This is a genomic window from Polaromonas sp. P1_G1, from assembly GCF_056405595.1.
The window spans coordinates 90,956-116,281 of sequence record NZ_JBFUBU010000005.1; the positions used below are offsets into that span (position 1 = coordinate 90,956).

The window sequence follows — 25,326 nt, forward strand, 5'->3', positions numbered from 1 at the left end:
AAATCACACCTCGGCCGCGGCTGCCGCCAGCAGCCAGTCCCTGAAGATGCGCATGCCGGCCGTGGCCCGCCGCGATTTGAGCCGGGTCAGCCAGTAGCCGCCGGTTTCTATCTCCACCGCGAACGGCCGCACCAGGCGCCCGCCGCGCAGTTCGCGCGCGAACATGCTCACCGGCAGCAGCGCCACGCCGGCGCCCTGCGCCGCCGCCTCGGCCATGGTGAGAGACGAATCAAACACCACGCCCCTGACCAGCGGGCAGGCGGCACCGGCCGCGGCAAACCAGCGCGCCCATTCATCGGCCCGGTAGGAGCGCAGCAGCAGTTCCCGGGCCAGGTCGGCGGGCTGGCGCAAGCCCTGGGCTATCGCGGGCGAGCACACGGCCGACAAGGGTGACGCCAGCAAGGGCTCGGCCTCGGTGCCGTGCCAGGCGCCGTCGCCGAAGCGGATCGCATAGTCCAGGCCTTCGCCGGCCAGGTCGACCCGGTTGTTGTTGGTGAAGAGGCGGAAGTCGATGAAGGGGTGGGCCCGCTGGAAGTCGCACAGGCGCGGAATCAGCCAGCCCACGGCAAAGGTGCCCACAGCGCCCACCGTCAGCACTTCGCGGAATTGCCCATCCTTGAACTGCTCCAGCACCGAGCCCATGCGGCCGAAGGACTCCGCAAGCACCGGCAATAACGCCAGGCCCTCGTCGGTCAGCGCCAACCCGCGCGGCAGGCGGCGAAACAGCGGCACGCCCATGCGCTCCTCGAGGTTCTTCACATGCTGGCTGATGGCGGTCTGCGTCACGTTCAGCTCGTCGGCGGCGCGGGTAAAGCTCAGGTGCCGGGCCGACACTTCGAAGGCGCGCAGCGCATTGAGAGGAAGATGCATAGCCGTTTTAGCCCCAGATTTACTTATGGATGACCTCGATTATTGCCGATTGCCCTCTCACCAGGCCCTTGTTATCGTCACGGCCTTGTTTATCAATTTCAGAGGAAAACTCATGCAAAGACGGCAATTTTCAGGCGCATTGGGCGGATTTTTGGCTGCGGCAGGTCTGTCCGCTTACACCCAGAAATCATTGGGCGCCGATACCAGTCCCGCCAATACCAGCCCGGCCGCCGTCACCCAGCGCCTGGCCGCCATCGAACAGGCCAGCGGCGGCCGGCTGGGCGTTTCTATCCTCGACACCGGTAGCGGCGCCAGGTACGGCTACCGCGCCGGTGAACACTTTCCCCTGTGCAGCACCTTCAAGCTGCTGGCGGCCGCCCTGGTGCTGCACCGCGTTGATACGGGCCAGGAGCAACTGGCACGCAGAATCCCCATCTCGGCCGGCGACATCCTGCCCCACTCGCCCACCACACAGCTGCATATAGGCCCGCAAGGCCTGCCCATGGCGGCGCTGTGCGAGGCGTCCATCGTCGTCAGCGACAACGCCGCCGCCAACCTGATGCTGGCCAGCTTCGGCGGCCCGGCCGGGCTCACAGCCTATTTGCGCAGCCTGGGTGACAGCGTGACGCGGCTGGATCGCATAGAGCCCGAGCTCAACGAATCGGCGCCTGGCGACCCGCGCGACACCACGACGCCCGAGGCCATGCTGGAGACCATGCGCAAGCTCACGCTGGGCACGGCGCTGTCGGACGCGTCGCGCCAGCTGATCGTTCAATGGCTGCAAGGCAACACCACCGGTGATCGCCGCCTGCGCGCCCTGCTGCCGCACGGCTGGCGCGTCGGCGACAAGACCGGGTCCGGCGCTCGCGGCTCCACCAACGACGTGGGCCTGCTATGGCCGCCAGGGGGACGCGCGCCTTTGCTGGTGGCGGCCTACCTTACGGAGACGAAACAAGCGGCGGCGCAGCGTGATGCTACGCTGGCCAGGGTGGGCCAACTCGCGGCTTCGCTGGTATCGGCAGGTTGAGGCAGGCCGCCGAAAATTCAGACGCACCCGGCCTACAACAATTGCATGGCCACATAGGCGACCACACACACCGAGAAGACCAGCGCGATGATGGCCAGCAGCCCGGCGAGCTGCGCCATACCCCAGCCTCTTTTATCGGAGGGCAATTTGAGGGTTTTCTGCGGGCGGAGCTTGGACATACTTTGATTCTCCCCAGCCGCACAAGGGTGGGCGTGGGAAAAATCCATGTCCCGGCTTCAGCCTGGCGCTGACAGAACCGTAAGATTTTGTGCACTGCTGCACTGCGCCAGTGGGCGGGCTTTACGCGCCTGGTGCCCGTGCAATGGAAGGGTCAGGCGCCGCGGGCACGGCCTATCAACTCCGCCTTGTCTTTCACCAGGCTAAGCGAAGCCCCCGTTTCGAGAAGAACCTTCAGGTCGCACAAGACAATGCTGAATCCCTCAGTGGCATTGACCACCGGATCCGTGCCGCCGTCGCGCCCAAAGCCCCGGACCTCCACGCCGGCGGTCGTGATGCCTGGCCRCTCCTCGGAGAAGGTCATGTCGACGTCCAGCCCGCCCTCGGACCAGGTAAAGGCGATGCGGCGCGGCGCATCGAAGGCTGTGACCTGCACACGTTCCGTGGCGCCGGGCACCATGAATTGCCACTCGACCTGGGCGCCCTCGCTGAGCGGGCCGGTGGTGTCTTTCAGCCAGAACTTTTTGATGAGTTCGGGTTGGACGAAGGCGTTGAATACGTCTGGTGCAGGACGCCGGATGAGCATCTCCGCCCGGGCAATTAGCTCAGCCATGGAAGCCTCCTTCAAACAGGTACGCGCTGGATGATTTGCAAGCTCTACGATATTCACGGCCGGGCCGCGGTCTGTCGGATGGATCCGATGCCTTTGTAGGGATGCGCCCGGAAGAGAATTCATCGGCCGATATCTGACGGCGGAATCAGACGGGCAAAAAAAACCGACTCTGCCCCATGCGGGAGAGAGTCGGTAGTCTTGGCGGARACGGAGGGATTCGAACCCTCGATGAGGCTCTACACCCCATACTCCCTTAGCAGGGGAGCACCTTCGGCCACTCGGTCACGTTTCCAATAAATCGATTATCTCACGACTTCCCGGCCATTTTCAGGCGGAAGGCTGGTCCAGGTCAAAAGCCTTGTGCAGGGCCCGCACCGCGAGTTCCATGTACTTCTCGTCGATGACAACGGAGGTCTTGATTTCGCTGGTGGAGATCATCTGGATGTTGATGCCTTCCTCGCTCAGCACGCGGAACATCTTGCTGGCGATGCCGACGTGGCTGCGCATGCCGATGCCGACGATGCTGACCTTGCAGATCTTGGCATCGCCGGTGACTTCCTGCGCGCCCAGCTTGGGGACGACTTGGGTCTTGAGCAGGTCGACGGCCTTGGAGTAGTCGTTGCGGTGGACGGTGAAGCTGAAGTCGGTCTTGCCGTCCTTGCTGATGTTCTGGATGATGACGTCGACTTCGATGTTGGCGTCGGCGATGGCGCCCAGGATCTGGTAGGCGATGCCGGGGGTGTCGGGCACGCCGAGCACGGAGATTTTGGCTTCATCGCGGTTGAAAGCGATGCCCGATACGATGGCTTGTTCCATGTTTTCGTCTTCCTCAAAGCTGATCAAAGTGCCTGACTTGGCCTCTTCGTTGATGTCGATGTCCCACTCGGTGAAGCTGGACAGCACGCGCAGCGGCACCTTGTACTTGCCGGCGAATTCCACCGAGCGGATCTGCAGCACCTTGGAGCCCATGGAGGCCATCTCCAGCATCTCCTCGAAGCTCACGGTGTGCAGGCGCCGCGCCTCGGGCACCACACGCGGGTCGGTGGTGTAGACGCCGTCGACGTCGGTGTAGATCAGGCATTCGTGGGCCTTGAGCGCCGCGGCGATGGCCACCGCCGAGGTGTCGGAGCCGCCGCGGCCCAGCGTGGTGACGTTGCCGCCCTCGTCCACGCCCTGGAAGCCGGTGATGATGACGACCTTGCCGGCATCGAGGTCGGCGCGCACGCGTTCGTCGTCAATGGACTCGATGCGGGCCTTGGTGTAGGCATTGTTGGTCTTGATGGTGACCTGCCAGCCGGCATAGCTCACGGCCTGCATGCCCTCGGCCTGCAGCGCAATGGCCAGCAGCGCGCTGGAGGCCTGCTCGCCGGTAGCGGCCAGGGCGTCTAGTTCGCGGCTGTAGGCATCGCCGGCTTTGGCAGGCGCCAGTTCCTTGGCCAGGCCCAGCAGGCGATTGGTTTCGCCACTCATGGCGCTGGGGACGACGACCATCTGGTGGCCGGCCCGCGCCCACTTGGCCACGCGTTTGGCCACGTTGCGGATACGCTCTGTCGAGCCCATCGACGTGCCGCCGTATTTATGAACGATCAATGCCATTTTCAGGGGGTCAATCAGGAAGTTATTGCGGATTTTTTGGTGGCTGTTACCGGCAAAAAGCGCTGTTTGACAGGCTTTTAGCGGCTCTGCGGCGCCAGCAAAGCCTTCAATTATACCTAGGACTACTAGCTGGTTAAGCGGGCTTATCAGCCGCCGCCTCGTAGCGCAGCACCGCGCCGGCCCTCGTGACGTGGCCCATCGCCACCTTGAGATGAATGCGGTGCCCGCGCGTGCTGCAGGCGGCAATCTGCGAGAGCAATTGCTCGAGCTGCGCGGCGCTGGGCGTGGCGCCGTGGGACTCCAGCAGCCAGTGGCGCAGCACATTGGCCTGGCGCGGCGCGGAAAGCGCCTGCAGCGCTGCGATGGCGGGCGGTGCGCCGACGCGCGCCAGGTCTTCGCGGGCCAACTCGGCCAGCAAAGCCTGCGCCTGGGCGGCATGTTGGGCGCTGCGGGCGAAGGTTTCACGAAACTGCGGAAAGGATTCGGCCAGGGCCGGCAACAGGCGGGCGCGGATGCGGTTGCGGGTGTAGCGCTCGTCGCTGTTGGTCGGGTCGTCGACAAACGGGATTTTCTGTTCGACCAGCCAGCCCCGCAACGCCGCCGCGGGAATTTGCAGCAGCGGCCGCAGGAACAGCACACCACCGCGCTCAAAGCGCGCCGCCATCGAGGCCAGGCCCGGCAGGCCCGCACCGCGGCTCAAGGCCAGCAGCAGGGTCTCGACCTGGTCGTCGGCATGCTGGCCCAGCAGCACAGCGGACAGGCCTTTTTCGGTGGCGGCCTGCGCCAGCGCGGCGTAACGCGCCAGCCGCGCGGCATCCTCGGGGCTCTGGCCGGCCGCGTTGCCGGCCTGCACACGCAGCACCTCAAGCGGGACGTTCAGGCGCGCGCAAGTGGCTTCGCACACGCGCACAAATTCCTCGGCGGCGGCCTGCAGGCCGTGATGGATGTGCAGGGCCGTGACCCGCCCTGGCCAGCGTTGCACGGCCGCCAGCAGCAAGGCCGTGGAATCGGCGCCGCCGCTGTAGGCCACGCCCAGCGGAAAAACGGGATCAAGGGAGTCCAGCGCTGCCAGCGCCGGGTTGGGGTTGCTCACGCCGTGCCTGGCGCGCAGCCAGCCGGCTTATTTGGCGTCGGCTTTGGTGTCGGTGAAACGGCCATAGCTTTGCAGGCGTTCATAGCGGCGGTCCAGCAGTTCCTTGACCTTCAGGTCGCTGACCTGGCGGAAGGCGTCGTTGAGGGCCCGCTTGAGGAAAGCCGCCATCTGCTTGTGGTCGCGGTGCGCGCCGCCCACGGGCTCGTTGACGATCTTGTCGATCACGCCCAGGGCCTTGAGCCGGTGCGCGGTGATGCCCAGCGCCTCAGCGGCCTCCTGCGCCTTGTCGGAGGTCTTCCAGAGGATGGAGGCGCAGCCTTCAGGGCTGATGACGGAGTAAATCGAGTACTGCAGCATGACAACCTGGTCGGCCACCGAAATGGCCAGCGCACCGCCGGAGCCGCCTTCGCCGATGATGGTGGTGATGATGGGCACTTCGAGCTGCGCCATTTCGAAGATATTGCGGCCGATCGCCTCGGACTGGCCGCGCTCCTCGGCGTCGATGCCGGGGTAGGCGCCGGGCGTGTCGACGAAGGTGAACACCGGCAGCTTGAACTTCTCGGCGGTTTTCATCAGGCGCAGCGCCTTGCGATAGCCCTCGGGCTTGCTCATGCCGAAATTGCGCAGGCCGCGCTCTTTGGTGTCGCGGCCCTTCTGGTGGCCCAGCACCATGCAGGCGGTGCCGTTGAAACGGGCCAGGCCGCCGACGATGGAGAGGTCGTCGGAGAAGTGCCGGTCGCCGTGCAGCTCCACGAAATCGGTGAAGATTTCGTTGATGTAGTCCAGGGTGTAGGGACGCTCGGCGTGGCGGGCAATCTTGGTGATTTGCCAGGGCGTCAGGTCGCTGTAGATATCTTTGGTGAGTTGCTGGCTCTTTTTGGCCAGTTGGTCGATCTCTTCGGAGATGTCGACGGCGGACTCGGTTTGTACGTAGCGCAGTTCTTCGATTTTTCCTTCGAGCTCCGCGATCGGTTGCTCGAAATCAAGAAAGGTCTTCTTCGCCATGTGCTGCTCCTCAAGGCTTCCTGAAACTTAAATCTGCTCGGTACCCGCGGGGGTACCCAGGACCGGTAATGGGTCCAAAGAGCGCCAAATATACCAAGTTGCGACACTGCAGTACGGCGCCCAGGCGGCGGCCACCTCGCGCGCGTCGCTGCGGCTGACCGATTCGCCGGAAAAATAGTTCTGGCTGATGCCGCTGATCAGGCCGACGTCGTCCAGCGGCAGGACGTTGGGACGCATCAGGTAAAAAATCAAAAACATCTCGGCCGTCCAGCGGCCGATGCCGCGGATCGCCACCAGCTCGGCGATGATGGCCTCATCGTCCATGGACTGCCAGTCCTTCACGTGCACCGTGCCGGCATCGAAGTTGATGGCCAGGTCGACGAGGTATTCGACCTTGCGCGAGCTCAGACCCGCGGCCCGCATGTCGTCGACCTTGAGCCTGAGCACGTTGGCCGGCGTCATTTTTTTGGGCAGGGCCTGAAAACGGTGCCAGACGGTCTGCGCGGCCTTGACCGAGATTTGCTGTCCCACGATGCTGCGCGCCAGGGTGCCGAAGGCGTCACCGCGGGCCTGCAGGCAGGCGTCGCCGAACTGCGGGATCAACCGCTTCATGACCCGGTCTTTTTTGACCAGGTGCTTGCAGGCCTCGGCCCAGTAGGCGGGAACCGCGGCGACCGGGCCCGGCACGTCGGCCAGCTCGGCACTGGCGGGGCCGCTTTTGACGACCTGCTTCATGGCGCCCTGCGCAATGTCTGCGGGGTTGACAAGGGTTCGCGGCCGCGCGTGTAGTCAAAGGTCACGACTGGGCCTCCCAGGTGGTGCCTGCGGCGGAGTCCTTGAGCACAATGCCCTGGGCCAGCAAATCCTGGCGGATACGGTCGGCTTCGGCGAAGTTTTTGGCGGCCTTGGCGGCGGCGCGCTGCGCGATCAGGCCCTGGATGCTGGCCTCGTCCAGGCCGGCACCGGCCTGCAGGTAAGCGCCGGGCTCGCCCTGCAGCAGGCCCAGGCAGGCGCCCAGGCTCTTGAGCAGCCCCGCCAGCCCAGGCGAGCGCGTCTTGTTGACTTCGCCGGCCAGGTCGAACAGCACGGCCACCGCCTCGGGCGTGCCGAAATCCTCGTCCATGGCCGCCTTGAAGCGGGCAGCAAACGGGTTGGCCCAATCGATGGCGACAGCGTCCGCCGTGACCCCGGCCAGCGCGGTGTACAGGCGCTTGAGCGCGTTGCGGGCGTCGTCCAGGTGGGCGTCGCTGTAGTTGAGGGCGCTGCGGTAATGCGTGCGCACCAGGAAGAAACGGATGGTTTCGGCGTCGTACTGGGTCAGCACTTCGCGGATGGTGAAGAAGTTGCCCAGCGACTTGGACATTTTTTCATTGTCCACGCGCACAAAGCCGTTGTGCACCCAGAAGCGGGCCAGCGGCTTGCCGTTCGCGCCCTCGCTCTGGGCGATCTCGTTTTCGTGGTGCGGGAACTGCAGGTCGGCGCCGCCGCCGTGCAGGTCAAAGGTCTCGCCCAGGGTCTGGCAGCTCATGGCCGAGCACTCGATGTGCCAGCCGGGACGGCCGGGGCCGTAGTCGCTGTTCCATTTGGCGTCATCGGGTTCGGTGGGCTTGGCGCTTTTCCAGAGCACGAAGTCCAGCGGGTCGTCCTTGCCGTCCAGCACGGCCACGCGCTCGCCGGCCCGCAACTCGTCCAGCGACTTGCCGGAGAGCTTGCCGTAGCCCGGGAACTTGCGAACCGAATAATTCATGTCGCCGCTGGAGCCGCGGTAAGCGAGTCCCTTTTTCTCCAGGGTGCCGATCATGGCCAGCATCTGCGGCACGTACTCGGTGGCGCGCGGCTCGAGCGACGGCGGCTCCATGCCCAGCGCGCCTATGTCTTTGTGCATRGCTTCGATCATCTCGTCGGTCAGCGCCCGGATGGTGATGCCGCGCTCGACCGCCCGCTTGATGATCTTGTCGTCGATGTCCGTGATGTTGCGCACATAGGTCACGCGCAGGCCGCTGGCCTTGAACCAGCGCTGCACCACGTCGAAGGCCATCATCATGCGCGCATGGCCGATGTGGCACAGGTCGTAAATCGTCATGCCGCAGACATACATGCGCACATGGCCGGGTTCCAGGGGGGAAAATTCTTCCACGGCACGCGACAGCGTGTTGTAAATGCGAAGGCTCATGAAAATTGGGGTGGCGGGAGACGTCGGTCGAAAACCGACTATCGGTCGGACAAGGAAACAGGAAGGTTTATCTCACGGATGCCGGGGGCGGGCAAGGGCCGATCGGCGTACGCGCCAAAACGTGCGATAAAAAGGAAAAGTACGGAATCCGGGCGGCCATGGACTATACCCCCTCAGCTACAATCAGCCAGTATATCCAGCCCGATGGACAACATTCAGCGGCCTCTTCGGCCACCTGAAAGCCGGGCTGTTTGGAGCGATTTTCTGCCCATGGCCATCAAACGGCCCCAGGGGACCCAAAACAATAGCGAGAGTTCTTATGCCCACGCAAAACTTTTTAAAACGCAAACCCCTGTCAGCCGCGCTGCGCCTGCTCGTGGTGGCGGCCGCACTGTCGATGTCCGCGGCCCACGCCGACGACTACGCGGATGTCAGCCGCCTGATGCGCGCCGGCCAGTATCCCGAGGCACTCGCCAAGGTCGACCAGTACCTCGCCAGCAAACCGCGCGACCCGCAGATGCGTTTCTTCAAAGGCGTGATCCAGACCGAAACCGGCAAGACCAACGACGCGATCACCACCTTCACCAAGATCACCGAAGACTATCCCGAACTCCCCGAGCCCTACAACAACATGGCCGTCCTGTACGCCGGCCAGAGCCAGTTYGACAAGGCCCGCGCSGCGCTGGAAATGGCCATCCGCACCAACCCCAGCTACGCCACCGCGCACGAAAACCTCGGCGACGTCTATGCCCGCCTGGCCAGCCAGGCTTACAGCAAGGCGCTGCAGCTGGACGGCGGCAATGCGGCCGTCCCGCCCAAGCTGGCCCTGATCCGCAACCTGTTCTCCGCCGACGCCAAGGCCCAGCCGCAAGCCGCCGCCAAACCCGCCGCCGGCGCGCAGGCTTCCGGCCCGGTGTCGGCCGCACCGGCCGCCAAGCCCGCGCCTGCCGCAACTACTCCCGTTGTAGTGCCAGCCCCCGCCGCAACACCGGCCCCGGCTCCCACGCCAGCGCCTGCCGCCGCAACCGGCTCCGAGAAAGAAGTCGAAGCCGCCGTGCACGCCYGGGCCCAGGCTTGGTCCAACAAGGACATGAGCGGCTACCTCGGCAGCTACGGCCAGAGTTTCGACCCGCCCGGCAAGCAGGCCCGCAAAGCCTGGGAAGAAGACCGCCGCGCGCGCATCGTCGGCAAATCCAAAATCAACGTGAAGCTATCCAGCCTGTCCGTCACGGTGCAGGGCGCCAAGGCCACGGCCAGGTTCAAACAGGACTACAGCGCCGATTCGCTGAACATCTCCAGCCGCAAGACCCTGGACCTCGCCAAGGTCGGTGATCGCTGGGTGATCGTCAAGGAATCCACAGGCGGTTGATCGCCGGCGGCCGACCTGACCCCCGTGTATTGCCCTGCCCGTCCTCGCCTCCTCTTCACCGGCCGGCAACCCGCTTTGGAAACCAGCATGAAGAAGGTGCTCACAGCCCTTTTTTTCATGGCCCCTTGCCTGGTGCCGGCGCTTGCGCCCGCACGCGCAGAGGCCGCCACCAAGGCCACGGCGCGCGCGACCGCCTCGCCGCAACGCGAGCCGCGCGACGGCGAAGCCGAAGCCCGGCTGATTGAAATCTACAAACTGATAGGCCAGGCCAATCCGCGCGAAGCGTTGCGCAAGGCCGAAAACCTGGTCAAGGACCACCCCAACTTCCAGCTCGCGCAACTGGTCTACGGCGACCTGCTGGCCGGCTTCACGCGCCCGCTGCGCGCGCCCGGTGACTTGCCCGAAATCACCGCCAGCAAAGCCGCGGCCCCGTTGCTGGCTGAGCTGCGCCAGGAGTCGCTGCTGCGGCTGCGCGCGCTGCGCGAGCGCCCGGCGCCGGGCACCGTACCCTCGCAGTTCCTGGTCCTGTCGCCACGCAACAAGCACGCGATCGCCGTCGACGCCTCCAGGTCGCGCCTGTACCTGTTTGAAAACACCGCCACCGGCATCAAACTGGTGGCCGACTACTACATCTCGGTCGGCAAGTCCGGCATCGAAAAATCCGTCGAAGGCGACCTGCGCACGCCGGTCGGGGTGTACTTCATCACCAGCAACCTGAACCCAAAATCGCTGCGCGACTTCTACGGCTCGGGCGCGCTGCCCATCAACTACCCCAACCAGCTCGACGTCAAGCGCGGCAAAACCGGCGGCGGCATCTGGCTGCACGGCACGCCGCCGGCGCAATTTTCGCGGGCGCCGCTGTCCACCGACGGCTGCGTGGTGCTGGCCAACCCCGACCTGGAGCGCATCATCCGCACCGTCGAGGTGCGCAGCACGCCCGTCGTCATCGCGCACAACCTCAAATGGGTGGCGCCGCAATCGCTCACGGCCGATAGCAAGTCCTTTGAAAGCGTGCTGCAGGGCTGGCACAGCGCCAAGTCCAGCGGCGACATCGCCAGGCTCACCGCCTGGTACGCCCCCGACTTCACGAGCTACGGCAAGACCCTGGCCGAATGGACACCGGCCCTGCAGACCGAGATCAAACAACTGGGCGGGCGCGACATCCAGCTCAAGGACGTGTCTTACCTGCGCTGGACCGACAGCACCGACACGATGGTGGTAACCTTTGGCGAACTGGTCAAAGGCGCCAAGACAGGCCGCACCAAACGCCAGTACTGGATCCGCCAGGGCAGCCAGTGGAAAATATTCTTTGAAGGAACCATTTGATGGCAGTTCACCCCGCCTTTTTGCCCCTGCGCCGCGCCTTGCTGGCCGCAGCCGCGGCAGGCCTGGCCTTCGCGGCCGGCCCGGCGCTCGCGCAAAGCGCGCCCAAGGTCAAGTTCGTCACCAGCGAAGGCGACTTCATGGTCGAGGTCTACCCCGACAAAGCCCCCAAGACCGTTGAAAATTTCCTCCAGTACGTCAAGGACAAGCACTACGACGGCACGATTTTTCACCGCGTGATAAGCAACTTCATGGTGCAGGGCGGCGGCTACGACGCCACCTACGCCGAGAAGAAGACGCGCCCGCCGGTGCCGCATGAGGGCCGCGAGGCGCTCGCCAAGGGCGGCCCCAAGAACGTCGTCGGCACCCTGGCCATGGCGCGCACCAACGACCCCAATTCGGCCTCGTCGCAGTTCTTCATCAACGTGCAAGACAACGATTTCCTGAACCCCACCGTCATCCCGCCCGGCGACCCGGTGCCCAAATTCGAGTACCAGGGCCGCGTCTATGAAAACACGCCGCGCGCGCAACTCGTCAACGCGCCCCAGCTCTACGGCTACACCGTGTTCGGCAAGGTCGTCAGCGGCATGGACGTCGTCAACAAAATCAAGTCGGTGCCGACAGGCGCGGGCGGTCCCTTCCCGACCGACGTTCCCAAAACGCCGGTCCTCATCAAATCAGCAACCCTCGTCAATTAATTCATTCATTGACCTTCCCCTACAGGACACCATCATGAGCAAACCCAGAGTCGAACTGCACATCGCCGAATACGGCGTCATCACACTGGAGCTGGACGACGCCAAGGCGCCCAAGACCGTCGCCAACTTCCTGAACTACGTCAAGAAGGGCCACTACGCCAATACCGTGTTTCACCGCGTGATCCCCGGCTTCATGGTGCAGGGCGGCGGTTTCGAACCCGGCATGAAACAAAAGCCCACCGACGGCGAAATCGAGAACGAAGCCAACAACGGGCTGAAGAACGACAACTACACCGTTGCCATGGCTCGCACCAACGCGCCGCACTCGGCCAGTTCACAGTTCTTCATCAACGTGGCCGACAACGGCTTCCTGAACCACACCGCACCCAGCGCTTCGGGCTGGGGCTATGCCGTGTTCGGCAAGGTGATTGCCGGCACCGACGTGGTCGACAAGATCAAGGCCGTCAAGACCGGCCGCAAAGGCTTTCATGACGACGTCCCGATGGAAGACGTGATCATCCAGAGAGCCATCTCGCTGGACTGAGCCCAGCCGCCGGTGAACACCCCCCAGGCCGTCCCCCAGATCGCGGAGCTTTTGGCGCCGCCGTCTTGGCGCACGGTCGATTTCATTTCCGACCTGCACCTGCAGGCCGGCGAACCGGCCACCTTCGAGGCCTGGCGGCATTACCTGGAAAGCACGCCCGCCGACGCGGTCTTCATCCTGGGCGACCTGTTTGAAGTCTGGGTCGGCGACGATGCCGTCGGTGAAGATCTGGCTTCTCCCGCCGCCGCTTTTGATGCGCGCTGCGCGCAGGCCATGGGCGAAGCAGCCGGGCGGCTGGCGCTGTTCTTCATGCACGGCAACCGCGACTTCCTGGTCGGCCAGACCCTGATGGACCTGTGCAACACCACCTTGCTGCACGACCCGACCGTGCTTGAGTTTCCCGCGGGCTCGGGCCGGCGCTGGCTGCTCTCGCACGGTGATGCCCTGTGCCTTGACGACACCGACTACATGGAATTCCGCCGGCAGGTGCGCAGCCCCGAGTGGCAGCACGCCTTCCTGGCCAAGCCGCTGGCCGAGCGCCAGGACATCGCGCGCGCGCTGCGCCGGCAAAGCGAGGCGCGCAAGCAATCAGGCGCGTCCTATGCAGACGTCGATGCCGAGGCCGCCCGCCAGTGGCTGCGCGCGGCCAAGGCCCCCACGCTGATCCACGGCCACACCCACAAGCCGGCGCTGCACGATCTGGGCGACGGCCTCTCGCGCGTGGTGCTCAGCGACTGGGACCTGGCCGCCCCTGTGCCGCGCGCCGATGTGCTGCGCCTGGGCGCCGGCGGCTTGCAGCGCATTGCCCTGTGCTGACTTCTTTTCATTTTTTGTTTTTCGCCTTGCCCCTGACCAAGACACCCACCCCATGCTGAACTGGTTACGAACGCTGGGGCGCCAGAGCGCCCCCACCAAGACCATTCCCGACACCCTGTGGATGGACACCTTGCTGCAGTTCCCCTTCCTGGCCCGCCGCCCGGTGACCGAACTGCAGCAGCTGCACGAAATGGCCGGGAAATTCCTCAAACAAAAGGAGTTCACCGGCGCCCACGGCCTGCAGGTCACCGACGAAATGGCCGTGGCGATCGCCGCGCAGGCCTGCCTGCCGGTTCTGCACCTGGGCTTGCGCTGGTATGACGACTTCAAGGGCATCGTGGTGCACCCCGGCGCCATGCTGGCGCGCCGCGAAGTCACCGACCAGGCCGGCGTGGTGCACCGCTACAGCGAAACCCTGCTGGGCGAAGCCATGGACGGCGGCCCCGTCACCTTGAGCTGGCAGGAGGTCGCCGCCGCGGGCGGCGCGGCCGAGCACGGGCACAACGTCGTGATCCACGAATTCATCCACAAGATCGACATGCGCGACGGCGCGGCCGACGGCTGCCCGCCTCTCCCCACCCGCAGCGCGCTGAGCGCATGGCATTCGGTGATGCAGCCGGCCTTTGACGAGTTTTGCGAAAAAGTCGCCATGGCCAAGCGCTTCGGCGCCGCGCCGCCGTGGCTGGACGACTACGGCGCGGGCTCCCCGGCCGAGTTTTTCGCCGTGGCCTGCGAGGCCTACTTCGTCAACCGCGAACGTTTCACCCAGGATTTCGCGCCGATGACGATGTTGTTCGATAAATTCTTCATTCCCGCCAAATAACAGGTGAAAACGGCACCGAAGCCCCGTTTCCGGGGTTTTCCAAGCGGCTCTAGACATCTTCCTACCGCTCCTTAACCCCTTTCCCCCGCCTGCTTCGTTTCATAGGGCTCCACTACCTTCCGGAGCCCCCATGAAACCCCATCTCCTCCCCGCTTCCCTCCTGCTGGCCTTGTCCGCCTGGGCCCCGCCGGCGCAAGCCGTCGGACGCCTGGCCGACATCACCGTGATAGACCGCAACACCGGCGCCACGCTGCCGCTGTACTACCACCGCGGCGACTACTGGGTGGCCGGCCAGTACGGCGCCAAATACGCGATCGCCGTGCGCAACAAGCTCGGCGAGCGGGTGCTGGCCGTGACCGCCGTCGACGGCGTCAACGTGCTGAGCGGCGAAACCGCCGCCTGGGACCAGACCGGTTATGTGTTTTCACCCTGGCAGCAATACCAGGTGACGGGCTGGCGCAAAAGCAGCAGCGAAGTCGCGGCCTTCGAGTTTTCCGCGCTCGGAGACTCTTACGCCGGCCGCACCAGCAGGCCGGCCAACGTCGGCGTGATCGGCGTGGCGCTCTTTCGCGAACGGCTGCCCGAGCCGGTGGCCCAGGCGCCCGCCTATTCCAGTCGCGACCGCAGCGAACGCGAGGCCGACGCACCCGCCAGCCTGCGCAGCGCCCCAGCCCCGGCGGCCCCCGCAGCGGAATCACTGGCCGAGCGCATCATGGGCGGCGCGGACGCGTCAGCTTCCGCCGAGGGCGCGCTCAGGAAACAGCAGGCCGCCCCGATGCCGGCGCCCAAGCTGGGAACCGGCCACGGCGCCCGCGAAAGCTCGGTGGTGTCGCACACCAGCTTCGCGCGCCTGCAGGCCCAGCCCAACGAGGTGATCCGCATCCGTTACGACAGCCGCGAGAACCTGGTTGCTGCCGGTGTGATCCGCGAATCAGCACCGACGATTCCCAATCCCAATCCTTTCCCGGAATCAGGCAACGCATCCTATGTCCCAGATCCACCACTGCGCCGGTACTGAAGAAATGCCGCCGCCGCGCCGTGATAATCTGGCGCATGCCCAGTGCGCCCCCGTCCGACGACGCAGCCGAAGACAGCGACGAATCGCTGATGCTGCGCTATGCGGCAGGCGACATCACGGCTTTCGATGCGCTCTACGCGCGCCACGAGCTCGGCGTGTGGCGTTATGTGTTTCGCAGCGTGCGGGTGCAGGCGGTGGCTGACGACCTGCTGCAGGACGTGTGGTTTGCGGTGGCCCGCAGCRCACCCACCTACAAGGTGTCTGCGCGCTTCAAGACCTGGCTGTTCACCATGGCGCACAACCGGCTGATTGATTACTTTCGCACCGCGCGGCACCATGTGAGCATTGACGGCAACGGCGGTGACGACGGTGAAGGCGGCGAGAGCCCCGGCCTGGGCGACACGCTGGCCGCCGATTCGGGCTTCGGCCCCTTGCGCCGGCTGGAGTCCAGCGAGCAGGCGGCGGCCTTGATTGCCGCGGTCGAGCGCCTGCCCCGCGAACAGCGCGAGGCCTTCCTGCTGCAGGCCGAAGCCGGCCTCAGCGTGGAGGAGATCGCCGCCGCCACCGGCGTGAATTTCGAGACCGCAAAAAGCCGCCTGCGCTATGCACGAAACAGCCTGCGCCAGCAGCTACAGGAGTTTGCATGACAGAGCCTGACCGCAGCGATGAGCTGACGCAGCGCTACCGCGAAGCCAGCGCGCAGGATGCGCGCCGGCCCGGCGCGCACGTGCGGGATGCGGTGCGCGCCCATGCGCAGATGGTGATCGCTGCCGGCCGGCAAACCCAGGCCACTGGCAACACCGCTCCCACCCCCCCCGCCGCCAACCAGTCGCGCTGGAAAATCTCCGCCCTGGCCAGCCTCGCGCTGGCCGGCCTGACCGGGCTGCTGGTGCTGCAATTCGACCGCGGCACGGACGAGGAAAAAGACCTGGCCTTCGGCCAGCCCAGCGCGAGCGCACCACCGGCAGCGGCTACGGCCCCATCCACCCCACCGGCCCCGGCGGCCGCGGATGCTGCAGCGCCGCAAGCACCCCAGGCTGGCAGCCGCAGCGCCAAAGCCAGGCAAACTGAAGGTCCTCCAGCAGAACCGAAAGCGCCCCCCGCACCCGTCGCACCCGCGGCGAAAAAATCCACAACCCAGCCGTCCTTCAGCGGCTCGACGGCACCCAAGGCGGAAGCCGAAGCTGCGCGGCCGCCCCCGCCAAGCCCGGCGCCTTCACCGGCGGCCCCGCCGCCACCCGCGCCGGAGACCGCCGCCGCACAGGAAAACCTGCTGCCCGATCGATCTGTACGCCGGTCAGAGACCGTGAWGGGCGGGCTGGCAGCCTCCCCGGCACCTGCGCAGCAGGCCGCACCTCCCGCCGCAGCGGTCCAGCCCTCTGCTCCTGTGGCTGCGCCTGCGCCCGCCGCGCCCGCTGCGGCGGCACCCGCCGCAGCCGCGCGTGCCGCCGCGGCGCCGCAAGAGAAGCGGGAAAGGCAAAGCCCGCCAGAGGCCCTCTTCCTGAAGGAAGCGCCGGGCATACCCAAACTGGCGGGCGCGTTGCAGAACGCGGCGCGCGCGGGCAACCTGCCCCAAGTGGAACGCCTGCTCCAGCAAGGCGCCGCCCTCAATGCGGCCGATGCGGCGGGCCGCACACCCTTGATACTGGCTGCCATGCAGGGGCATACGGCCGTGGTCCAGCGGCTGCTGGCGGCGGGCGCGAACACCGCGCTGATTGACCACGACGGCTTGAACGCGCTGCAGCATGCGCGTCGGCAGGGCTACGACGGAATTGCCCACTTGATCGAAGCCGCGCGCTAAGCCTGCAGCGCCAAGAGCGGAGTTTCAGCCCGCGTAATACAGCACGGCCACACAGTGGCAGGCCGTGCCGGCCGCCACGAACAGGTGCCAGATGAAGTGCCCGTAGCGCAGCCTGGAATCGGTGGCGAAAAAGCCCACGCCCAGGGTGTAGAACAGGCCGCCGGCCACCAGCCAGAACAGGCCCCAGCCCGGAATGAGTTCCAGCATCGGCTTGACGGCGATCACGGCAATCCATCCCATCGCGAGGTAGAGCGCCGTGGACACGCGCGGGTAGCGTATGCCCGCGACGGCCTTCACCGCCACGCCGGCCAGCGCCATGGTCCAGACCAGGCCGAACAGCGTCCAACCCCAGGGCCCGCGCAGCACGCCCAGCGTGAACGGCGTGTAGGTGCCGGCAATCAGCAGGTAGATCGCGCCGTGGTCCAGGACCTGGAACACGCTCTTGGCACGCGCGGCACGCACCGCCGGCAGCGCGTGGTACAGCATGGAGGTGAAATACAGCAGCACCATGGTGGCAGCGAACACCGAGGCGCCCGCAATATCGATGGCATCACCTTGCCGCGCGCTGGCCAGCACCAGGAAAGGCGCGGCCGCCAGCGCGGCGAGCAGCGCCACGCCGTGGCTGACGCTGTTGGCGATTTCCTCGCCCAAGCTCTGCTGCCGCTCCTCCGGCAGCGCCACAGCAGCGGCAACACCGCTCATCGTTTAAGCAGCGCCTTCAGCACGTTCTGCACGCGCCTGGCGTTGCCGGCGTCGAAGTCGGCCGCCAGCACCCGGGCCGTGTCTTCGCCCCAGGTCTCGGTCGGCGCGGGCGCGTTGCGTTTGGTCAGCAGTTGCAGTTGCAGCATGCGGCGCGCGCTGATGTGCTCGGCGGGCGTGGGCAGATCGGCGGCGATCTCCAGGCGCAGCAACGCTTCGGAAGCGTCCTTGCCCGAAGGCGTGCTGACCGCCTGCACCCAGCGGCTGCGCACCGCCGGCGGCACGGCCTTGCCGAGTTCCTGCGCGCTGGGCAGTTGCGCCGGGTCGCGTTTTTCCCAGGCCGTGAGCAGGTGGGTCAGCACCTCGCCGTGCGCCTGCATGGCGAGCTTTTTCAGGGCCTGGTTGGCCGCTTCAAAAGCCTCGCGCTGGGCGCGGAAGGCGGCATCGCCCAGGCGCGGGCCGCGCTCTTCAAAGGCCGGCCGGTCGCTGCCACGCGAGCCGCGGTCGTCACGGCCCGGGCGGGCGTCACGGCTGTCGCGGTCGGGGCGGTAGGGTTCGAATTTGTTGTCGGTGCTCTGCCGCGGGCCGGCGGGTTTGCCGCCCGGGCGCGCGTCCTTGCGGTCACCGAACTTGCCGCCGCGGCCCGCAGCCGCTGGCTCGGCCTTTTTCATGCCGGGGCGGTCGTCACCGCGCCGTGCCACAACTGGCTTGGGCGCGGGCTTGGGTGCGGATGGCGGCTCGGCGGGCGCGCTGGCCGGTTCGCCGGCTTCGGCGAATTCAGCGGCGGCAGCGGCTTCCGCCTCGGCCGCGGGCTCAGCCGGCGCCTCGGGTGTGGCTTCAGCGGCCTCGCCGGCTGGCGCGACAGGTGCGCTTTCGGATGCGGCCAGCGCGGCCTCCACGGAAGGCGTGGCTGCGGCGACGGGCGCCGGTGCGGCAGCGGGCGCTGCAGCCACAGGCACCTGGCCGCGCACGATGGCTTCGAGCGCCTTGGCGGCGGCGTGGATTTTCTGGGCGTCGCCGCTGGCGGTGGCTGCTTCCACGGCCTTGGAGGCTTCGAGCACCATGCGGTCGTATTCGCCCAGGGCCGCGGCGGCTTTTTCGCGCTCGGCGGTCTTGCGCTGGAAGGCGTCGTCTATGGGCTTGCGGAAAGCATCCCACATCTTCTGTTCCTGCTTGCGCTCGATGGGCACGGCCTGGGCCTCGTGCTGCCAACGCTGCTGCAGCGACTTGACGGCGTCTATGCGTAGCTGCGGCTCGGCGCCCAGCACGGCGGCCTCTTCAATCATGGCCTTGCGGCGCGCGATGCTCTCAGTGCGCGCAGCGGTCAGCGCGGCGTCGGCCTGCTCCATGGCGGCCTTCCACACGGGCTGGATCTCGGCAAAAGCCTTTTCGCCCAGGTGACCGGCCTCGCGCCATTTCTCGACAAAGCCGTTGAGACTGCGGATGTGATGCTTCCAGTCGGTGTTGCCCTTGTTGGCTTCGGCCCAGGCCAGCACTTCGTCGATCAGCAGCTTGCGCTCGGCCTTGACGGCCTCGCTTTGCTCTTTCACCTTCTCGAGCCAGGCCTCGACGACCTTGTGGGCTTCGTTGCAGGCGTCGTCGAAACGCTTCCACAGCGCGTGGTTGGGCGTGCCGCCCTGGTCGCTGGTCTTCCACTGCTCGCGCATGGCGCGCAGGGCTTCCTGCTGCTTGCGTCCGCCCAGCGGCTTGGCCACCAGCGCTTCGGCCTTGACGACCAGTTCCTCACGGATCTGGTCGGCGCGCCAGCGCTGCCAGCCTTCGAGTTCGCCGGCCGCGGTGAGCGCGGCGTGCGCGGCGGACTCGAGCTTGCTGTCGATGTTGCGGATGTTTTCCTTCAGCGCCTGGCGCAGCTCGGCCGCGACCTTGGGCGTGGACTTGCCGTGGCCTTCGGTGACTTCATGCTCAAGCTTGGCCAGCGCGGCCTGCACGATGGCCGAGGATTTTTCGCGCATTTCCTTGAGCACGGCCGGGTCGATTTTGGCTTTGGGCGCACGCGCGGGCGCCTCGCCTTCGGCGGGAGCCTGGCCGCGGGCGGCGCGCAATTCGTCGGCCCACACGGGCACGGCAGGCAATGGCGCGGCGGTATCTTCAGCAGCCTTCTGGGCCTGCGCGAGCGCGCCCTGGAAGGCGTCCCACACGGCGAGCAACTGCGCGCGCGATGCGTCAAGCAGTGGCGGGAATTTGGCGTCCACGCTGGCCCAATTGGCGTCTTGCGTGATTTCACCGGCTTGCGACTGCCAGTGCGTGACATCGCCGCGCAGGGATTCGAGGGCGGCTTCGGCATCGCGCCATGGCTTGAGCGACAGCACTTCGGTGCGCTGGGCCAGCAACACGGCGGCTTCGCGCTGCACCTGGGTGCGGTGCTGCAGGTCTTCAATGGTCTTGACGCGCTCGGCCAGCTGCGCCTTGAGGCCGGCCAGCGGCTCCTTGGACAGGGGCGCGCCGGCTTTGGCGGCATCGCGCTGCCAGGCCAGGGCATCGGCCAGGTTGAGCTTGGTAGCGGCCAGCAGCGCCTGGGCCTTCTCGGCCCATTCGGCGGCCACGGCTTCCTGGCCCTTGCTGCGCTTGATCTCGTCGAGTTTTTCCTTCAGCGGCTTGGCCGCGCCCTTGTCGCGGTTGGCGAGGTCCTTGTAGACCTCGGCCATCTGCTCGGCCGTGGGCTCGGTCGCCAGCCAGGTGCGGATGCGCGCGGCGCGCTCGCCGGAGGTGGGCGCGGAAAACGCGCCGCCGGTCAGGCCGTCCAGCGGATGGGCTTCGGCTTGCTTGGTGGTGGGCGTTTTCACGGCGGGGGTGTCGGGTTTGGAAGATTTAAACATGGGAGCGCAAGGTCAAAAAATAAATGTCGCCAGCCACAAAGCTCCCTCGGGAATGGGACGCTTTGCGGAGGGCGGCAGGTGTTGGAGTGGATGGGAGGCCGCGCCGCGCAACCCGCGTTGCGCGCACTGGCCCTGGAGCCCATAAAAGCTTTATCAATAAAGCACTGGCGCTATTTTCGCCTTTTTTAAGGCATCGCCAAATTCAGCTCCGCGCGGGGCGTCCATTTGGCCTCTGGCGGGATGGTTTTGGCGGCGCCCAGGAACAGCCTTTCAGGCGGCAGGTCGCGCGAAGCGAGGTAATCTTTCACCGCCACGCCTCGCTGCACGGCCAGCTCGCGCATGGCGTCGTCATTGACCTGGATGTCGGCCAGCAGCAGTTTTTCCATCTCGGGCACGGGCAGGTCCCTGGCCAGGCCGATCAGGTTGCGCGGCTTGGGCATGTCGGCGCGTTTGTAGACTTCCTTGAGCAAAGCCGGGTATTCGGCCGGGCTGATGCTGACGGCGGCCGAGGTGGTGCCGCCCTCCTTCACGGTGATGCGGCGCTTTTCGGCGCGCACCAGGGCGTCCAGCCGTTCACGCTTGAAACCCTCGCGCTCGGCCTCCACGCTGCTGGTGCCCACCACGGTGAGCCTGAGCGAGGGCCTGTCGGCCAGGGCCTTGGCGACCTTGTCCAGCCCGGCCTTGGCCTCGGGGCCCAGTTCGGCGCTGCCGGCGGCAAAGCCCACGGTGCTGAGCTCGTCTCCACCGCCGCCGAAGGCGTTGGCCAGCAGGCTGAAAGGCGCGGTGATGGCTTTCACGATCACGTTGACGATGACCTTGACGATGACGGGGCCGAGGCTGAACTGCGGGTCGTTGAGCGAGCCGCTGATGGGCAGGTCGATATCGATCACGCCGTTGCGGTCGGCCAGCAGCGCCACCGCCAGCTTGACCGGCAGGCTGGCGGTGGAGCCCGGCACCTTCTCGCCGAAGCTCAGCTGGTTCAGGATGACCTTGTTGGTGGCGGTGAGCTTTCCGTCGGGCTGCACCAGGTAGCTCACGTCGACGCTGAGCTTGCCGCGCTCTATGCCGTAGCCCGAATACTTGACGGAGTACGGCGACAGCGGCGGCAGCTCCAGGTCGCGCACCTTGCCCTTGATGTCCAGCGCCAGCGGCTTGGCCAGCGGGTTGAGCTTGCCCAGGATTTCCAGCGAGGCCGTGCCTTCGGCGCGCCCGCGCAATTCGAGGTCTGCCATGGCAGGCGCCGCTGCGGCACCGCCGGCCGGCGCCGCGGGCGGCACCGACGAAAAGGCGCTGAGCTTGCCGGTCAAATCGCTAAGGTCGGCCGAATAATTGGGTTTGACGAAGCGGTCGGAAAACAGCACCTTGCCGTTGATCAGGCTGATGGGGCCGAAGCTCACGACGGGCGGCAAGGCCGCCGCGGCCTGCCCGCCTTTTGCATCGGCGGCAAGCGTTTTCGGCGAGGCAGTTGGGGCGGATGCCGGCGCGGCGGCCGGGCTCGGCGTGCCGCCGGCCACCGCCGGCTCCTTCGATTTGACCAGGTCCTGCAGGTTGATGCGGCCGTCGGGCATGACGATCACGCGCGCGAAAAAGTCGCTCAGCACCGTTTCCTTTACCTCTACCCGCGTCGCCTTGGCCGGGTCCAGCGCCACATGGAAGCCGCGCAGGTTCAGCGCTTTCCAGGCCAGCAGGTCTTCGCTGGGGGCCAGCGTGTTGGCGCGGAACTCTTCCAGCGACACGTCGCCCGTCACCTGGGCCTGCGGCCCGGCCGGCAACTGGCGGTACGCCACCTTGCCCTTGAAGCTGGCATCGGCGCGCAGCAGCTCGATATTGAGGGTATCGGCGAAATAAGGCTCAAAAGCCTGCACCGGCAGCCGGTCGACCAGCAGGCGCCCCTGGGCCTGCAGGGGGGCCAATCCCAGGCTGCCGTTGAAGTCCACCTTGCCGGGCTCGAAGCGGCCGGCCGCCAGGCGCAGCGAGGCGGTCAGCGGCATGGGCTTCGCGGCCAGGGCCCGGGACGCCGGCCTGTCGTCCAGCAGCAGCCCGCCCAGTTGGGCCTTGGCGGCGGTGACCTCGAAGGCCACCGGCCTGACGCCGGCCTTGTCGGAAAACGACATGGCGCCGCCTTCAAGCTGCACATCGCTGATGGCCACGGCCCAGGAGGGCGCGGAGGCGCGGGTGGCCGCATCGGTGGGCGGCGGGGGTGACGGCGGCAAGGTGGCCTTGCCGGGGCTGACCATCCAGCGCTCGTACATCCAGCGCTTGTCGCTGTCGCGGTCGACCAGGGCCCTGGGCTGGGTCAGCTGCAGCCTGGCGGCCTTGAAGCTCTGGCCGGTGACGTCGATGTCCACCTGCGCCAGGTCCACACGCTTGACCGACACCAGCGAGACCCTGCCCTGGGCCAGTTGCACCTCGCTGACTGCGACCTGCGGCGCCGTGAGCCGCAGCAGCTGGGGCTTGTCGCCGCTCGCCGCCTGCCAGTGAATGCCCAGCTCGGCATCGAGCTGGCCGTTCAGCGCCGGCAGCAGGAACTGGCCCACGTATTTGGCCGCCATGCCCAGCGGCCAGGCCGCCACCTGGGCGGTGAGTTCGGCGGCCTGGTCGGTGGCGCTGCCCTTGAAGCTCAGCAGGGCCGGCGCGGCGGGGGCCTGTGGCGCGGTGGGCCTGGTGCCGGCTTTTGAGGGCGCGGGCACAGGGACGGCAGCCGGCTCAAGGCCAACCGAGCCGTCGAATTGCAGCGGTGCGCCGGCCGAGAAAGGCATGGCGATGGCCGTGGCATTGAGCACCAGGCCGGTCAGGCGGATATCGGCCGGCGAGGCCAGGGTCTCGTCCAGCCAGTTCACGCTGCCCGCGCGCACGGCCACACGGGCTACCTGCACCTTCCAGGGTGTGCCTGGCGGCGCTTTGGCCGAAGCGCCCGGGCTTGCCGGATTGCTGGCCTTGCCTGCTGGAGCCATTGCGGAGCCGGGGGTAGCTGCTTCATTTTTTGTAGCACCCGTGGGAGCGGGCGGTAACAGGTTGAGCCGCCCCGCCCGGTCCCGGACAACGGACAGCGCTGGCGCGCTCAGTTCGACCGCCGCGAGCTTGACGAATTGCTCCAACGGGCGCACGTCGGCCATACTCACCTGCAACCGCTCAAACGCGAGCAGGTCGGGCCGGGGCGCCGGTGGAACATCGCCGCCATCGCGTTTGCCCGCCGGCTTGCGGCCGGATACCGGGGCGGGAACGGCGGCCAGCGCCTGCCCTACCGCCTGCAGGCGCACCTTTTCCGCCGTCACCGTGCCGGAGATGCGCACCACCGTGGCCGGTGTCTGCTCGAACGCCACTTTGGCATCAGCATGCAGCACGGCGCTTTGCAATTTGAAGGGCAGGCTCGCCGGCCAGTAGGCCAGGTAGGGGTTCAGGTCGAAGCCGCGCAGCGTGAGCGTGGCGTCGGTTTTATGGGTCTGGGCAAAGGGCGTGCCCTCGGCGGCGGTGTCAAAACTGCTGCCGTTGAGCTTGAAGGCCAGGTGCGGCGAGGTCTTGATCTCGCGCTGGGACTTGAGGTTGCTCAGGAAGGGCACGGAAAGGTTCAGCTCGCGCAGCGCATGGGTCTTGCCGACGGACTGGTCGCTAAAGTCCAGGCGCCCGCCGCTCACCACGATGTTGTAGACCGCAAAGCGCGGCGGCTCCCCGGCCGGCTGGTCCGTCGGGGCCTTCAGGCGCTCCAGGATGTCGTCGATGTCATAGCGGCCCTCGCCTTTGTGGGTCAGAAAGGCCACGGGTTCGTCGACCTGCACGGCGTCGGCCACCGGCGCCAGCCGCAGCAGGGACTCCAATTCGGCATCTATATATATGCGCTTGATGGAAAGCTGGGGACTTTCCTGGGGAACTCCGGTAGCGCCGGCCTTGGCGATGGCCAGGTCGCGCAGGGTGAGTTCGAGCGACCAGGGTCTGAAATCGACCGCGCCCACCGTGACTTGCCGGCCCAGTTTTTCAGAGGCGATCTTCTCGAGTTGCGACTTCAGGATGGGAGGCAGGGCCGCATAGGCCAGCGCCCAGAGCAGCAGTAGCGCGCCCAGCGCCCAGGCGGCACGTCGCCGCCACAAGGGCGAGCGGGCCATGTCTGCGGCCCGTGCCGGCAAGGTTTTTGCGGTGTTCCGCCATTCGATTTCGCGCCATTTGTTCTTCAAGTCAGGGAATGCCATAGGCGTCGAGTTTTTAACGCCCGCGCCAATCGGTCAACGACTTATTTGAAAAAGACGGTCACCCGAAAGGACAAAGCCCAAAAGAAAAACCCCGGGCAGTGAGACCGACCGGGGTTGACGGCGGGCGTTTATGCTCATGCCGTCGGGTTTCCGCAAAAGAGAGATGAATCGTCTCCAGTGCGATGAAAGCAAGTGATTGCTTCCAGATTTTCCGGGGTTGGTTACCCGGTTGGATGCGTGAATGAACACGCAATTGCAGGTTAAACCTCCAGCGCCGGGCAGGCAAGACCATCTTTTCAATCACAGGGACCGGAGTGATTGCCACTGCCTTTTTCCGGTCCGAAAGACGCCTGAATCACCCCAACAGTCCCACATGGACCATCGAAAACCGCCTACAGCCGGATCCGCGATCCGCTGATCCGGTATTTTTCACGCCGAATTTAACTTAGAGCTTGGTCTCAAAAAGAGGCCGTAACTACCTTGATCCAGGCGGATTCTGCCGAAAATCAGGGTTTTTATTTGCTTATTTGATATAAAGAATGAATCTCTTATTATTGACAGGTTATTTAACGACCCCATAGAATCCCGCCAGTCCCACAGAAACCTAGGGACAACCCGAATCTCCGCTGCCCCATTCATCAAAGAAGCCGGCAACGTCAA

21 protein-coding genes and 1 tRNA gene are annotated in these 25,326 nt (G+C 66.2%); 10 read left to right on the forward strand and 12 right to left on the reverse strand.

Going from position 1 to position 25,326, the window contains the following annotated elements; translation table 11 throughout:
* Positions 1-3: 3 nt before the first annotated feature.
* A complete protein-coding gene (locus tag AC1D1Y_RS03400) occupies positions 4-870 on the reverse strand; it encodes a LysR substrate-binding domain-containing protein (protein ID WP_477681105.1) in 867 nt (288 codons plus the stop codon).
* 112 nt (positions 871-982) lie between these two features.
* Here AC1D1Y_RS03400 and bla point away from each other — a divergent pair, with 112 nt between their 5' ends.
* Positions 983-1,897 (forward strand): class A beta-lactamase, encoded by a 915-nt coding sequence (gene bla, locus AC1D1Y_RS03405; protein ID WP_477681106.1) that lies wholly within the window; start codon positions 983-985, stop codon positions 1,895-1,897.
* A gap of 32 nt (positions 1,898-1,929) precedes the next feature.
* Here bla and AC1D1Y_RS03410 read toward each other — a convergent pair whose 3' ends face one another.
* The 8 genes from AC1D1Y_RS03410 to cysS all read right to left on the reverse strand — a co-directional run bounded on the left by AC1D1Y_RS03410 (position 1,930) and on the right by cysS (position 8,554).
* Positions 1,930-2,076 carry a hypothetical protein gene (locus AC1D1Y_RS03410; protein ID WP_477681107.1) on the reverse strand — a complete coding sequence of 49 codons (147 nt, stop codon included), beginning with the start codon at positions 2,074-2,076 and terminating at the stop codon, positions 1,930-1,932.
* Positions 2,077-2,228: 152 nt separating this feature from the next.
* On the reverse strand, positions 2,229-2,687 hold the full coding sequence (locus tag AC1D1Y_RS03415; protein WP_477681108.1) for an SRPBCC domain-containing protein: 459 nt from the start codon (positions 2,685-2,687) through the stop codon (positions 2,229-2,231).
* 199 nt (positions 2,688-2,886) lie between these two features.
* Positions 2,887-2,979, reverse strand: a tRNA-Ser gene (locus tag AC1D1Y_RS03420).
* Positions 2,980-3,014: 35 nt separating this feature from the next.
* Positions 3,015-4,283: an aspartate kinase gene (locus AC1D1Y_RS03425; protein WP_436153983.1), complete on the reverse strand. Its 1,269-nt coding sequence runs from the start codon at positions 4,281-4,283 to the stop codon at positions 3,015-3,017.
* Positions 4,284-4,416: 133 nt separating this feature from the next.
* Positions 4,417-5,376 carry a tRNA lysidine(34) synthetase TilS gene (tilS, locus tag AC1D1Y_RS03430; protein WP_477681109.1) on the reverse strand — a complete coding sequence of 320 codons (960 nt, stop codon included), beginning with the start codon at positions 5,374-5,376 and terminating at the stop codon, positions 4,417-4,419.
* A gap of 27 nt (positions 5,377-5,403) precedes the next feature.
* Positions 5,404-6,381 carry an acetyl-CoA carboxylase carboxyltransferase subunit alpha gene (locus AC1D1Y_RS03435; RefSeq protein ID WP_477655711.1) on the reverse strand — a complete coding sequence of 326 codons (978 nt, stop codon included), beginning with the start codon at positions 6,379-6,381 and terminating at the stop codon, positions 5,404-5,406.
* A 27-nt stretch (positions 6,382-6,408) separates the two neighbouring features.
* Complete coding sequence (locus tag AC1D1Y_RS03440) at positions 6,409-7,116, reverse strand: DNA-3-methyladenine glycosylase family protein (RefSeq protein WP_477676946.1); 708 nt, start codon at positions 7,114-7,116, stop codon at positions 6,409-6,411.
* Between the two features lie 61 nt (positions 7,117-7,177).
* The gene (gene cysS / locus AC1D1Y_RS03445; protein WP_477681110.1) at positions 7,178-8,554 is read right to left on the reverse strand and encodes a cysteine--tRNA ligase; all 1,377 of its coding nucleotides are present in this window, start codon (positions 8,552-8,554) and stop codon (positions 7,178-7,180) included.
* Positions 8,555-8,873: 319 nt separating this feature from the next.
* Here cysS and AC1D1Y_RS03450 point away from each other — a divergent pair, with 319 nt between their 5' ends.
* The 9 genes from AC1D1Y_RS03450 to AC1D1Y_RS03490 all read left to right on the forward strand — a co-directional run bounded on the left by AC1D1Y_RS03450 (position 8,874) and on the right by AC1D1Y_RS03490 (position 16,946).
* Positions 8,874-9,923: a tetratricopeptide repeat protein gene (locus AC1D1Y_RS03450; RefSeq protein ID WP_477681111.1), complete on the forward strand. Its 1,050-nt coding sequence runs from the start codon at positions 8,874-8,876 to the stop codon at positions 9,921-9,923.
* Between the two features lie 87 nt (positions 9,924-10,010).
* A complete protein-coding gene (locus tag AC1D1Y_RS03455; RefSeq protein WP_477681112.1) occupies positions 10,011-11,249 on the forward strand; it encodes a L,D-transpeptidase family protein in 1,239 nt (412 codons plus the stop codon).
* A complete protein-coding gene (locus AC1D1Y_RS03460; protein ID WP_477681113.1) occupies positions 11,249-11,944 on the forward strand; it encodes a peptidylprolyl isomerase in 696 nt (231 codons plus the stop codon). Before AC1D1Y_RS03455 ends, AC1D1Y_RS03460 begins: the two co-directional genes overlap by 1 nt.
* Before the next feature lie 34 nt (positions 11,945-11,978).
* Positions 11,979-12,488, forward strand: coding sequence for a peptidylprolyl isomerase (locus AC1D1Y_RS03465; RefSeq protein WP_477681114.1), 510 nt, complete (start codon positions 11,979-11,981; stop codon positions 12,486-12,488).
* A gap of 12 nt (positions 12,489-12,500) precedes the next feature.
* Positions 12,501-13,304 carry a UDP-2,3-diacylglucosamine diphosphatase gene (locus AC1D1Y_RS03470; RefSeq protein WP_477681115.1) on the forward strand — a complete coding sequence of 268 codons (804 nt, stop codon included), beginning with the start codon at positions 12,501-12,503 and terminating at the stop codon, positions 13,302-13,304.
* A gap of 52 nt (positions 13,305-13,356) precedes the next feature.
* Positions 13,357-14,127, forward strand: a complete 771-nt coding sequence (locus AC1D1Y_RS03475; protein WP_477681116.1) for a M90 family metallopeptidase — start codon at positions 13,357-13,359, stop codon at positions 14,125-14,127.
* A gap of 130 nt (positions 14,128-14,257) precedes the next feature.
* Complete coding sequence (locus AC1D1Y_RS03480; protein WP_477681117.1) at positions 14,258-15,145, forward strand: hypothetical protein; 888 nt, start codon at positions 14,258-14,260, stop codon at positions 15,143-15,145.
* A 35-nt stretch (positions 15,146-15,180) separates the two neighbouring features.
* Entirely contained in the window at positions 15,181-15,792 is a 612-nt protein-coding gene (locus tag AC1D1Y_RS03485) for a sigma-70 family RNA polymerase sigma factor (protein WP_477681118.1), read from the forward strand.
* A complete protein-coding gene (locus AC1D1Y_RS03490) occupies positions 15,789-16,946 on the forward strand; it encodes an ankyrin repeat domain-containing protein (RefSeq protein ID WP_477681119.1) in 1,158 nt (385 codons plus the stop codon). Before AC1D1Y_RS03485 ends, AC1D1Y_RS03490 begins: the two co-directional genes overlap by 4 nt.
* A gap of 24 nt (positions 16,947-16,970) precedes the next feature.
* Here the strand turns inward: AC1D1Y_RS03490 and trhA are convergent, their stop codons facing one another.
* The 3 genes from trhA to AC1D1Y_RS03505 all read right to left on the reverse strand — a co-directional run bounded on the left by trhA (position 16,971) and on the right by AC1D1Y_RS03505 (position 24,666).
* Positions 16,971-17,648, reverse strand: coding sequence for a PAQR family membrane homeostasis protein TrhA (gene trhA, locus AC1D1Y_RS03495; RefSeq protein ID WP_477681120.1), 678 nt, complete (start codon positions 17,646-17,648; stop codon positions 16,971-16,973).
* On the reverse strand, positions 17,645-20,482 hold the full coding sequence (locus AC1D1Y_RS03500) for a DUF349 domain-containing protein (protein WP_477681121.1): 2,838 nt from the start codon (positions 20,480-20,482) through the stop codon (positions 17,645-17,647). Before AC1D1Y_RS03500 ends, trhA begins: the two co-directional genes overlap by 4 nt.
* Before the next feature lie 185 nt (positions 20,483-20,667).
* Positions 20,668-24,666: a DUF748 domain-containing protein gene (locus AC1D1Y_RS03505; RefSeq protein ID WP_477681122.1), complete on the reverse strand. Its 3,999-nt coding sequence runs from the start codon at positions 24,664-24,666 to the stop codon at positions 20,668-20,670.
* Between the last annotated feature and the right edge of the window lie 660 nt (positions 24,667-25,326).

What these genes read in the sequence shown, in the direction of transcription:
- AC1D1Y_RS03400 (WP_477681105.1), bottom strand. Translation starts at nt 870, where the DNA reads ATGCATCTTCCTCTCAATGCGCTGCGCGCCTTCGAAGTGTCGGCCCGG.
- bla (WP_477681106.1), top strand. Translation starts at nt 983, where the DNA reads ATGCAAAGACGGCAATTTTCAGGCGCATTGGGCGGATTTTTGGCTGCG.
- AC1D1Y_RS03410 (WP_477681107.1), bottom strand. Translation starts at nt 2,076, where the DNA reads ATGTCCAAGCTCCGCCCGCAGAAAACCCTCAAATTGCCCTCCGATAAA.
- AC1D1Y_RS03425 (WP_436153983.1), bottom strand. Translation starts at nt 4,283, where the DNA reads ATGGCATTGATCGTTCATAAATACGGCGGCACGTCGATGGGCTCGACA.
- AC1D1Y_RS03435 (WP_477655711.1), bottom strand. Translation starts at nt 6,381, where the DNA reads ATGGCGAAGAAGACCTTTCTTGATTTCGAGCAACCGATCGCGGAGCTC.
- AC1D1Y_RS03440 (WP_477676946.1), bottom strand. Translation starts at nt 7,116, where the DNA reads ATGAAGCAGGTCGTCAAAAGCGGCCCCGCCAGTGCCGAGCTGGCCGAC.
- AC1D1Y_RS03455 (WP_477681112.1), top strand. Translation starts at nt 10,011, where the DNA reads ATGAAGAAGGTGCTCACAGCCCTTTTTTTCATGGCCCCTTGCCTGGTG.
- AC1D1Y_RS03460 (WP_477681113.1), top strand. Translation starts at nt 11,249, where the DNA reads ATGGCAGTTCACCCCGCCTTTTTGCCCCTGCGCCGCGCCTTGCTGGCC.
- AC1D1Y_RS03465 (WP_477681114.1), top strand. Translation starts at nt 11,979, where the DNA reads ATGAGCAAACCCAGAGTCGAACTGCACATCGCCGAATACGGCGTCATC.
- AC1D1Y_RS03475 (WP_477681116.1), top strand. Translation starts at nt 13,357, where the DNA reads ATGCTGAACTGGTTACGAACGCTGGGGCGCCAGAGCGCCCCCACCAAG.
- AC1D1Y_RS03480 (WP_477681117.1), top strand. Translation starts at nt 14,258, where the DNA reads ATGAAACCCCATCTCCTCCCCGCTTCCCTCCTGCTGGCCTTGTCCGCC.
- trhA (WP_477681120.1), bottom strand. Translation starts at nt 17,648, where the DNA reads ATGAGCGGTGTTGCCGCTGCTGTGGCGCTGCCGGAGGAGCGGCAGCAG.
- AC1D1Y_RS03500 (WP_477681121.1), bottom strand. Translation starts at nt 20,482, where the DNA reads ATGTTTAAATCTTCCAAACCCGACACCCCCGCCGTGAAAACGCCCACC.
- AC1D1Y_RS03505 (WP_477681122.1), bottom strand. Translation starts at nt 24,666, where the DNA reads ATGGCATTCCCTGACTTGAAGAACAAATGGCGCGAAATCGAATGGCGG.